Annotated in this window: 12 protein-coding genes, 1 tRNA gene and 1 pseudogene; 13 read left to right on the forward strand and 1 reads right to left on the reverse strand. The window is 66.9% G+C overall.

Features of this window, described 5'->3' with window-relative positions:
- From V8Z74_RS25650 to V8Z74_RS25710, 13 genes and pseudogenes are all read left to right on the forward strand, one after another.
- Positions 1–262 (forward strand): hypothetical protein (locus tag V8Z74_RS25650; RefSeq protein WP_349712201.1); only part of this gene is annotated, 262 nt, incomplete at its 5' end.
- 99 nt (positions 263–361) lie between these two features.
- Positions 362–769 (forward strand): hypothetical protein, encoded by a 408-nt coding sequence (locus tag V8Z74_RS25655; RefSeq protein ID WP_021264233.1) that lies wholly within the window; start codon positions 362–364, stop codon positions 767–769.
- 76 nt (positions 770–845) lie between these two features.
- Positions 846–1187 carry a hypothetical protein gene (locus V8Z74_RS25660; RefSeq protein WP_021264232.1) on the forward strand — a complete coding sequence of 114 codons (342 nt, stop codon included), beginning with the start codon at positions 846–848 and terminating at the stop codon, positions 1185–1187.
- Positions 1188–1298: 111 nt separating this feature from the next.
- Positions 1299–1949, forward strand: a complete 651-nt coding sequence (locus tag V8Z74_RS25665; protein ID WP_021264231.1) for a hypothetical protein — start codon at positions 1299–1301, stop codon at positions 1947–1949.
- A 64-nt stretch (positions 1950–2013) separates the two neighbouring features.
- A complete protein-coding gene (locus tag V8Z74_RS25670; RefSeq protein WP_349712204.1) occupies positions 2014–3123 on the forward strand; it encodes a DUF6094 domain-containing protein in 1110 nt (369 codons plus the stop codon).
- 51 nt (positions 3124–3174) lie between these two features.
- Entirely contained in the window at positions 3175–3492 is a 318-nt protein-coding gene (locus V8Z74_RS25675; RefSeq protein ID WP_021264229.1) for a hypothetical protein, read from the forward strand.
- A gap of 99 nt (positions 3493–3591) precedes the next feature.
- On the forward strand, positions 3592–3891 hold the full coding sequence (locus tag V8Z74_RS25680; RefSeq protein WP_021264228.1) for a hypothetical protein: 300 nt from the start codon (positions 3592–3594) through the stop codon (positions 3889–3891).
- A 116-nt stretch (positions 3892–4007) separates the two neighbouring features.
- Positions 4008–4904 (forward strand): annotated as a pseudogene (locus V8Z74_RS25685) (DEAD/DEAH box helicase family protein); the annotation flags it as partial.
- A 230-nt stretch (positions 4905–5134) separates the two neighbouring features.
- Positions 5135–5479, forward strand: a complete 345-nt coding sequence (locus V8Z74_RS25690; RefSeq protein ID WP_349712207.1) for a ribbon-helix-helix domain-containing protein — start codon at positions 5135–5137, stop codon at positions 5477–5479.
- Positions 5480–5677: 198 nt separating this feature from the next.
- Complete coding sequence (locus V8Z74_RS25695; protein ID WP_349712209.1) at positions 5678–5929, forward strand: hypothetical protein; 252 nt, start codon at positions 5678–5680, stop codon at positions 5927–5929.
- Between the two features lie 411 nt (positions 5930–6340).
- Positions 6341–7255, forward strand: a complete 915-nt coding sequence (locus V8Z74_RS25700; protein WP_349712211.1) for a macrolide 2'-phosphotransferase — start codon at positions 6341–6343, stop codon at positions 7253–7255.
- On the forward strand, positions 7252–8496 hold the full coding sequence (locus tag V8Z74_RS25705; protein ID WP_349712213.1) for an MFS transporter: 1245 nt from the start codon (positions 7252–7254) through the stop codon (positions 8494–8496). The genes V8Z74_RS25700 and V8Z74_RS25705 overlap by 4 nt, the downstream gene beginning before the upstream one ends.
- Positions 8496–9101, forward strand: coding sequence for a TetR/AcrR family transcriptional regulator (locus V8Z74_RS25710; protein ID WP_349712215.1), 606 nt, complete (start codon positions 8496–8498; stop codon positions 9099–9101). Before V8Z74_RS25705 ends, V8Z74_RS25710 begins: the two co-directional genes overlap by 1 nt.
- A gap of 451 nt (positions 9102–9552) precedes the next feature.
- Here the strand turns inward: V8Z74_RS25710 and V8Z74_RS25715 are convergent.
- A tRNA-Asn gene (locus tag V8Z74_RS25715) sits at positions 9553–9628 on the reverse strand.
- Positions 9629–10011 lie beyond the last annotated feature (383 nt).

The raw sequence follows: 10011 nt of genomic DNA on the forward strand, positions 1-10011 counted from the left end.
TTGCAAGGCCGCCGCCGAGCACGCCCAGCGTGGTTGCGGCCTGTCCTGGGAACACTGGGTCACGCTTTTCAGTTCCGAGATCGACGCGCAAGTCAGTCGGTTGCCGGAAAGCCAGCGCGCCCATGCCCTGGAAATCGCTACCGAGGAATGGGACTACGCAACACCTGCCGAACGGCAGGAAACCCAAGAGTGGCTCGCCGAAAACGGCTGCTGCTCGCACGGGATCACGCTGGGTTGTTGCCCAGCCGGTTGCGGTTCCTAGTCCGCACCGAAATCCATCGCCGCACGCGCGGCATTCCATCACCCGCTGGGTGTCTTCCCCACGGGGAGGCCTCCGGCTCCACTTTTCAGGAGGCCTCTCATGGGCTGGTATTTCTCTTCCCAATCGCGATCCGACCTGATCGCGGAACTGGTCGCACCCCAGGAGACCGAGCGCGTCAGCGCGAAGGTCATCGCCCACACCCTGCGCGGCAACGTGCTGTGGTCCGTGATCGAAATGACTGCCAAGGTCGAAGGCGTGCATCGTGATCTCTCGCAGGGCCAGTCCCTGCGCTACATCCGCTGCGACCTGCTCGAATGCAGCGGCGGCCAGTGGGGCTACAAGCCGCTGGACGAATCCATGCACCCGTACTACTACTCGTGCCCGCTGTCCTATCTGGATCTCGCACCGGAGCAGTCCGCCGACTGGCGTGCAGGCGTTCGCGCCTACCACGCACGACGGCGTACCCCGACCGCCGCCCTGGCATCCGCTACGGCGCTGACGGCCTGAATCTCTTCCTTCCACCCGCCAGGGCAGCACTTGCCCACGCGGGCGGTGCTGTTCCAGCTCATCCAAGGACACCACCATGAGCCAGCACTACTTCGAGACCCATCACAAGGGACTTCCCATCACGGTCATGCTCGGCTGGGATCGGCCACTGCGCTATTTCTTCATGACGATCCGCAAGCCTGCCGAGCTGATCGACAGCACCATGAAGGTCGAGGACGAGGATTTCCTGTACAGCAACCTGCACGAGGAAGACCCGTTCGGCCACGGCCTGGACTACTACCGTGCGGTCCTGGGCCATTTCCACATCGACGTGCCGAGCAGCATGTTCACCGAAGTCCAGAAGGACTACGCGGGGAACGTCAGCAATCGCGTCGTCAAGCATGAGGCCGATGGTTCGTTCACCGAACTGAGCGCCTGACGTCACCTGCGACGCAGCCGAGGCATTCGCCCTGGCGCTGCGCGTTTTCATCCCTAACGGGGCATTCACTGCCCCTGCGGGCGGTGCGCCCCTCACATCGAGGAAACCACCATGCCTGCAACTTCATCCGACCAGCCCCTGTACCGCATCGACGAATGCAGCGACCTCATGGCCGATGCCTGCGTTTGCGGGAACCAGGGCGACTTGATCTTTCTCTCGGTCTGGGCGCGCGACACCGCCATCCAGCAGTTCATCGGGCGGCTCACCCTGGGCCGCAGCGAGGACGGCCTGGACCAGTTCCACGTCGTCACCGACCAGGGCGGTTCGCTGCCCGTGTTCGTCGGCTCGGTCGAGCGCCTTGAAAAGCGCCTGACCCGCAGCTATCGCCGCACGCTGTTCGGCTCGATGGTCAATCTCTGGCTGTTCGACCGGCGCTGCATCCGGCCCGACAAGAGTTCGGCCAGCGCCTTGGCGCTGTTGCCGCGCTCCGCGGCCGATCCAACGTCACGCCTGTGGCACCTGGTCAAGGACACATGCCCGCTGCCGCTGCTGGACCACTGGCAAACGCCAGTCCTGGCGCTGCTGCGCGAGCGCGAAATGCTGTGCTCCCTGCGCATGGCCCTCGGGCCGCTGCAAGGGTTCCGGCTCGCCATCGACGTGCCCGCGCTCACCGAAGCGCTGGGCGACCTCATCCGCCAGGGCGTGCTCACCGCCTATCCCTATCCGGCCAGGATTTGGACGCCGGAAGTGGAATCGGTTTGACCCAACGCGGAGGCATGCCTTGGCGTGCTTCCGTCCTTCATCCCAACCAGACAGGAGACTTCCCATGGCACTCATGTTCCCCAGGCTCGCTCGGAATTTCGCCAAGAACGGGTACTACCCGACCGACGAAGCCACCCTTGAAAGAACCCTCGGCGCACTGGCATCCGGTGACGGGTCGATGTGCATTTTTGACCCCTGCGCAGGCGAAGGCGTTGCCATCGCCGAAGCCGCCCAGGCCCTCGGGCCTGAGCTGGCCAGCGCCTATGCCGTCGAGTTCGACCAGGAGCGGGCCACCCACGCCCGGCTGCTGGTCGATCACTGCATCCACGGTGACCTGATGGACACCATGATCTCGCGGCAGGCCTTCGGCCTCCTGTGGCTCAACCCGCCGTATGGCGATCTCGCAAGGGACACCAGCGGCAACCTGGGCTACGAAGGCAAGGGCCGCGCCCGGCTGGAAAAGCTCTTCTACCAGCGCACGCTGCCCCTGTTGCAGTACGGCGGCATCCTGGTCTTCATCCTGCCGTCCTACGTGCTGGATCAGGAGATGGTCGGCTGGCTGACACGCCATTTCACGGACCTGTCCGTGTTCCAGGCGGTGGACAAGCAGTTCAAGCAGGTCGTGGTGTTCGGGCGTCGTGTCCGGCAGCGCGACCAGGCGGGCGATGACGTGAAAGCGTCCCGCGCCCGGCTGCTGCAAATCGGCCTGGGCGAACAGGAGGCGGAAGAATTGCCGCCCGAATGGACGCTGCTGCCGTATGTGGTCCCCACGGCCCAGGCCGAGCCGGAGTATTTCTACCGGATCAGCATGGAACCGGAGCAGTTCGCCGACGAAGTGCGGCGCCTCAAAGGCCTGTGGCCTGCGTTCGAGACCCATCTGGGCGCGACCCAGCAGACCTTGCGTGCTCCGGCACGCGCCTTGTCCCAGTGGCACCTGGCACTGGCCCTCGCGGCCGGCGCGATCTCCGGTGTCGTGCAGTCGCCCACCGGCCGCACCCTGGCCGTCAAGGGCGACACGTTCAAGCAGAAGTCTTCCGCCGTGGAATACCGCGAGCGCGACGACGGCTCCTTGGCCGAGACCCGAATCCTGACGGACAAGTTCGTGCCGGTGATTCGGGCCTGGGACCTCACACCCAGCTCTTCCACGCTGGGACAGGTTCTCACCATCCACTGACCCCGCAGGCGGCTTGCCGCCTGTTGTTCATCACCTGTAAGGAGTATCCCCATGCTGTCCATCTTCCAGGGGCGCAAGCCCAAGGTTCCACCACTCTTCGCACCGGGCACGCTCAAGCTGAGTGAGAAGGTGCATTGGCTGGCAAGCAAGAGCCTCATCGACCCTTTGCCTTATGTGCAGCGCCATGTGCGCGGCGACTGGGGCGAGGCCAGTGAGGCCGAGTGCCAGTTGAACGACGTCGCGCTGGAGCAAAGCGCTCCCATGACGTCGCGCTTCCAGATCACACCGAAGCTGTTCCTGCTCGTCATCACCAGTGACGACCAGCGCACCACGGTCGTGCAACTGCCCGAAGAAGGGGCCGTGAACTGATCGTCCAGCGTCCGCAGCCGCGGCGCGTTTTCTTTCCACCCACCGGGGTTTCTCGCCCCGACGGGGCGAGGTGCCTCTTTTCCTGAAGGAGCCATCTCCATGTCCACCGTTGCCCAACACGCTTTTCCCAGGTTCAACCCCGGCCAGGTCGTCATGACCTCGGGCGTCGCCAGCCTGGTTCAACAAGGCCAGCTCAATCCCCGTCCGTACCTGTTGCGGCATCTGTCTGCCGACTGGGGCGACCTCGACGACAGCGACCGGCGCCAGAACGACGCCGCGCTGAAGTCGGGTGAGGCCCGCCTGTTCTCTGCCTATGAGGTCGGCCCGAGCCTGAAGGTCTGGGTCATCACCGAATGGGATCGCAGCGTCACCACGGTGCTGCTGCCCAGCGAGTACTGATCGTCGTCATCACCGGCCAGATCCCGAATCCGGCCGGTCTTTCCTTCCCACCCCTGGGGCATGTCACCGCCCCTTGGGGAGTGGTGCATGCCCCGTTCTTCTTTCGGAGCATCACCATGAACGCACAAGTCATCGACGCGGCCCCGGCCGCTGACCCCTCGTCCGAGATGGACGACCTGCTCGAACAGGAACCGTCCGAACTGTCCATGAGCCTTCAGGACTTCGTTTCCGAGTTCGGGGACGAGCTGCTGGAATCCCTCAATCGGGCGAACCCGCCCGTCTATAGCGGCACACCGCGCCCGCACCGGCAACTGGTGCTGGCCGGGCTGAAACGCCAGTTGTTCCCCGCCCAGGCCGAGGTCGTGCATGCGGCCTCGGAACTGCTCGTCAACCAGGGCGAGCGGGCCGTTTTCGTCAACGGCGAGATGGGCACCGGCAAGACCACGATCGGCATTGCGCTGGCCGCGGTCCTGCATGCCGAAGGCTATCGCCGCACACTCGTCCTGAGCCCGCCGCACCTCGTTTACAAGTGGCGCCGGGAAATCCTCGAAACCGTCGCGGGCGCAAAGGTCTGGGTGCTCAATGGCCCGGACACGCTGCTCAAACTGATCAAGTTGCGCGAGCAGCTTGGCGTGCCTTCGCCGGCGCAGGAGTTTTTCGTTCTCGGTCGTGTCCGCATGAGGATGGGCTTTCACTGGAAGCCCGCCTTCGCGCGCAAGCACACCCGTCACGGCGACGTAGGGGCGTGCCCGCACTGCGGGGAGGTCGTCACCAACCTCGACGGCGAGCCGATCAATGCTCAGGAGCTGGAGGCGGAAGAGTTCCGCCGCAAGTGCAATGGCTGCGGCGGCGCGCTGTGGACGCTGATGCGTCCGCGGTCACTGTCCGGCAGCGACCAGTCCTCGGCTGTGCTGCGTGCCTTGAAGCGTATTCCCACCATCGGCGAAGCCACCGCGCAGAAGCTGATGAAGACCTTCGGGGACAGCTTCCTGGCCTCGATGCTCGGCGACAACCGGAGCGCTTCAAGCAGGCGACGGGGGAGACCACCAAGAGCCCGAACAAGAAGTTTCTCGTCCGGCGCATCGAGGAGGCGTTGGCGGCGCGCGCCGTGGAGCCCGCGCCCGCCGAGGAGCCGCCGCGCCCGACGCGCACCAGCGAGCGCGCGACGTCGGTGCCCGAGCCCGAGACGACGCTCGCCGAGAGCGAGAGCACGCCGCCGAAGCAGCGCGGACGGTTCGCGTCGATGACCATCGAGGAGTTGCAGGCGAAGTACCGCGACGCCGTCGGCCGCGAGACGGGCAGCGACGACCGCCGCTACCTCATCTGGAAGATCCGCGAGGCCGAGAAGGGCCGCATCAACGTCGGGCCGCGCAAGACCCGCGCGCGCGACGGCGAGCCGCTCGATGTGAAGATCCTCCCGCTGCGGCTCGAGGCGGACGTCGCCGACAAGATGGACGAGGCCTGGCGCGCGAAGGGCATCAAGAACCGCATGGAGTTCTTCCGGGGCGCCATCGGCCACTACCTCGCGCATCTCGGCGCGCGCGACGCGGCGGCGCTCTTCACGAACGCGGGCGCCACAGGCGCGTGAGCGCGGCGGACTCGGAGGGGCGTCGGCAGGCCTACACGGGCGTCCGACGCCCCAACTTCGCGAGATTCCGCGACCATTCCAAGCACCTGAAAAGACGTCCGAAACCACCTCATTCGGCCTTGCTGGGGGCACGAACGGAAGCCTGTATGTCCTCACGCGACGGGCACGGGGCTCGCCGCGAAAGCGAGGACGACGACGATGAGGATCAAGAGCACCACCGCCTTCCGCGCCTACGCCGACGCGCGCGCTAAGCGCGCCATCGAGCAGGCGGCAGCCACCGCGCGCTTCATGGTGAAGTCGGTGAACAAGGACGGCTCGATCAGCCGCATGGCGCCCACCAGGAACGACTGGAAGTACGACGCGTTCGCCACCGCCGAGGACGCGGAGAAGCGCCGCGCCCAGCTCGAGGCGATGAACCCCGGCTCGCGCTACGCGGTGGTCGCACTCTGACGCGCGCCACGGGCGCCGACGTTGGCCCACGTGGCCGAGTCACGCAGCCCGGCGTCGTGCCCCGCGCGAAGGGCCACGGGCGCGCCCGGCGCAACGTCGTCGCGGCCCATCGCCGTGTAGGCGCCCGGCCTCCAAGTGCCTGAAAGAACATCGATAATCGACATCCGTCCGCCTTGCTATGGGTCGAAACGGAAGCCTGTATGTCCTCACGCGACGGGCACTTCGCACGACGCGCCACGGAGGAGAAGAGCACGCAGGCGACGACGACGGTGAGCCCCAGTGCCCTTGGGGAAGCGGAGCGCGATCTGCGCTCGGCACGGCGAGAGCCGCTGCCGAAACGGCCGCGCATCCGCTAGACAATAACCGACGCGTCGGTTATATACTCCGGCCACACCCTCGTATGGAGCGTCCATGACCCTGACCGCCGACACCGCTGCCGCCGACACCGCCGAACTGCGCGCGCTCGCAGCCCGCCACGGGCTTCGGCTGCAGGGCCCGCTGACCATCAACGAGCTCGGGCTCGACTACCAAATTGTGATCTCTGCCGTCGAAGGCGGGACCCGGTGGGTATTGCGCATCCCTCGCCGTGCCGACGTGAGCGCCAAGGTGGAGAGGGAGGCGCGGGCGCTGGCGATGCTCAGGCGGCACCTGCCCTTCGCCGTGCCGGACTGGCGCATAGCAACCTCCGAGCTCGTCGCCTACCCACTGCTCGAGGACTCAACCGCGATCATCGTTGAGCCGGGCTCCACCATGCCCGAGTGGGTGATACCGCAGGACTCCGAGGTGTTTGCGAGGAGCTTCGCGACGGCGCTCGCCGCCCTGCACGCGGTGCCAGTCGCCGCAGCCGAGGCTGCCGGAATGCTCGTGCGCACGCCGGCGCAGGCCCGTCAGAAAGTGGCGGACGACATCGACCGCGTCCGCCGGGAACTCGAGGTGAACGGGAAGCGACTTCATCGGTGGCAGCGCTGGCTGGACGACGACTCGTCGTGGCCGGACTTCTCCGTACCCGTGCACGGAGATCTCTACGTGGGCCATGTACTCGTCGACAAGAGCGAGCGCGTGACGGGGATGATTGATTGGAGCGAGGCCCGTGTGGATGACCCCTGCATCGACATGACCTCGCACCTGATGGTGTTCGGCGACGCGGGTTTGGCGAAACTCCTCCTCGCGTACGAGGCGGCTGGTGGGCGGACGTGGTCGCGGATGGCGCACCACACTGCGGAGCGGCTTGCGGTCTGGCCGGTGACCTACGCCCTTTTTGGCCTGGAGTCGGGCAACGAGACTCACCTCTCCACAGCGAAGACGCAGCTCGCCGCAGAGGAATGAGGGAACGTCGACATGGGCCGCTGGTCACGCTGCTCGCGGCGGTCTTCCTCTTCCGGATTGGCAATGCGGTGGCGACACTCGCGCTGCCATGGTTCGTCCTGTCGCACACGGGGAGCGCTTCCTGGGCGGGCATCACGGCCGCGAGCAGTGTCGTCGCCACAATTCTCGGCGCGTGGGTGGGCGGTGGCCTCGTCGACCGGTTCGGGCGCGCGCCCCTCGCCTTGATCTCGGGCGTGTTGGGTGGCGCCGCCATGGCCGGCATTCCAGTTCTCTACGCCCTCGGCGCGCTCTCCAACGTTGCACTGCTCGTCTGCGTCGTGCTCGGCGCCGTATTGGACGCGCCCGGGATGGCCGCGCAGGACAGCCATCTGCCCGAGCTTGGCCGCATCGCAGGGCTCTCCGTCGAGCGCGTGTCGTCGCTGAAGGCGGTGATGGGCCATATCGCGGTCCTGGGTGGACCGGCGCTGGGGGGCACGGCGGTCGGCCTGCTCGGTGCTGCGCCGACGCTCTGGTTCACGGCCATCTGTTCCATGCTTGCGGGTTTTCTCGCAGCGTGGGTGCTCCCCGGTCCAGCCAAGCGGACCACTGCGACGGCGGAGGACCTCTCCATGAGCGCCGGTTCGGCCTTCCTCTGGCGTGAACCCCTGCTGCGCCCTCTGCTCGGTCTCGTGATGCTCTTCGCGGGCATCGCCGGCAGCAACGGCAGCGTCATCCTGCCGGCGCTGTTCCTGGATGTCGGGCGCCCAGCGGCAGATCTCGGATTGTTCTCCTCGGCGATGGGTGCCGGGGGCCTCGCGGGCATTGCCATCCACGCCACCGCCGGCGCGCGGCTGCCACCGCAGGTCTGGCTGGCGGTGGCATTCTCGGCCTTTGCCGGCGCTTCCCTCATCCTCTCGCTGCTGCCGGGCGTGCCTCTGCTGGTCCTGCTGGGCGCGCTAGTGGGCTTGTTGACCGGTCCAGTCTCGCCGATCCTCAACGCCGCCATCTACAACCGCACTCCGTCGGCGCTTCTCGGGCGGGTGCTCGGCGCGATCTCGGCGGTGATGCTGTCGGCCGCGCCGGCGGTGATGCTCGCGGCGGGTGCGCTCGTCGACGTCACTGGTCCGGGCCCCGGCCTCGTCGTGTCCGCCGGGTTCGCGGGGGGCGTGGCCCTGCTCACGCTTCGCCTCCGTTTCGGACCCCTTGCCGCGCTCGAGCTTCCGACTGCAGATCGTCCTGGCTCCGCAAGAGGTGAACGCTGATGCCGCGCCCCAAGCTCAAATCCGATGACGAGGTCCTCGAGGCCGCCACCGCCGTTCTCAAGCGATGCGGTCCCATCAATTTCACCCTCAGCGAAGTAGCGAACGAGGTGGGTCTCTCGCGCGCGGCACTGATCCAGCGCTTCACCAACCGCGACACGCTGCTCGTCCGGATGATGGAGCGCAGCGTTGGGCAGGTGAGGGTTCACCTCGACGCGATGCCGGCTGGCGCGGGGCCGGAGGGCCTCTGGGGCTTCCTGCAGGTGCTCGTTCGCAGCATGAACACCCGCTACGACTTCTCGGTGAACTTCCTCATCTCCTGGTACGAGCTTCAGGTTCCTGAGCTTCGCAAGCTGTCGATTGAGCGGAGCCGCGCGGTGGTGGATGGGATCCGCAAACGCCTGCCGCCAGGGACTCCCGCCGGGGCGGAGCTGCTCCTCCACTCGATCATCGCGGGCGCGACGACGCAGTGGGCGACCGATCCGCACGGCGAGCTGGCCGACCATGTGCTTGCTCAGATCGCCGCAGCACTGCGTCTGATGTTCCCCGGTCACCAAGGCTTCCGCGGGTCGCCCGCGAGCAGGAGGCCCAAGGCACAGCGCACCTGACACGCGCGGCAACGTGAGCAGCGAGGACGACCTCGCGCCCGCAGATTCGCAAGCGCGGTCAAGCTCGCGCGACCAGCTCTCCACGCGCGAAGGCGGGCAACCGTTCGTCGCTCCTCGCGAGCCGTCGCCCCGATGATGAACAGGCTCGCCCCCTTCGCAGACGCCGAAGCTGTTGACCAACGGGGCCGACTGTTGATCGCCGGGTACGCAGTTAAACGCCTCTCGGCTTCTCTCTCCCCACGGGACAGGAGAGAGAGCGGGAGAGCTGTCCCACGCAGCGCTCATCGAGCGCACTCGGCGCTCTCTGCGAGCACGCGCGAGAGCGGCGCTGCAGCACGGGCAGCGCGCGAAACGCCCGGAGTTCCGGGGAGAAACGGCGAAGCCCCCTCGGATCGCTCCTTGGGGGCTTCTGTTTACCGACCCTCGCCGTTGGTTGGCGACGAGAGAAAAATGGCTCCAGCGGTAGGGCTCGAACCTACGACCCGGCGGTTAACAGCCGCCTGCTCTGCCAACTGAGCTACGCTGGAATGTGGGCCGGGAATGTACTCGCGGCGCGGGATCGGTCAAGACCTGACGACAGAATTTGTGACCGGCGTGGCCGCCGAGCCGTAGCGCTCCTGCAGCGCCTCGAGCAAGGCGCCGCGCCTTGGTCAAGGCGCCGCGCCTTGGCGCCGCGCCGCCCAAGACCTGGGCCGCTCTCGTCGCCAACGGCCAGGAGCTGCGGCACTCCGTGGAGATCCAGTTGGCTGGAGCGCTCGCGCCTCGCTCACGCGCGCGGCGGTCGCTCGTGCGAGCGCGTGAGCGAGCGTCCGGGTATAGGAAGTTCAACCGCCCTTTTTGGCGAGTCTGGCGGGTAGGAAGCGGCCGCGCAAGCGCCGCTTTGGGCACAGATCGGGCACAGATCGGGGGT

This window comes from Comamonas sp. w2-DMI (assembly GCF_040187735.1).
Lineage (GTDB): Bacteria > Pseudomonadota > Gammaproteobacteria > Burkholderiales > Burkholderiaceae_C > Comamonas > Comamonas terrae.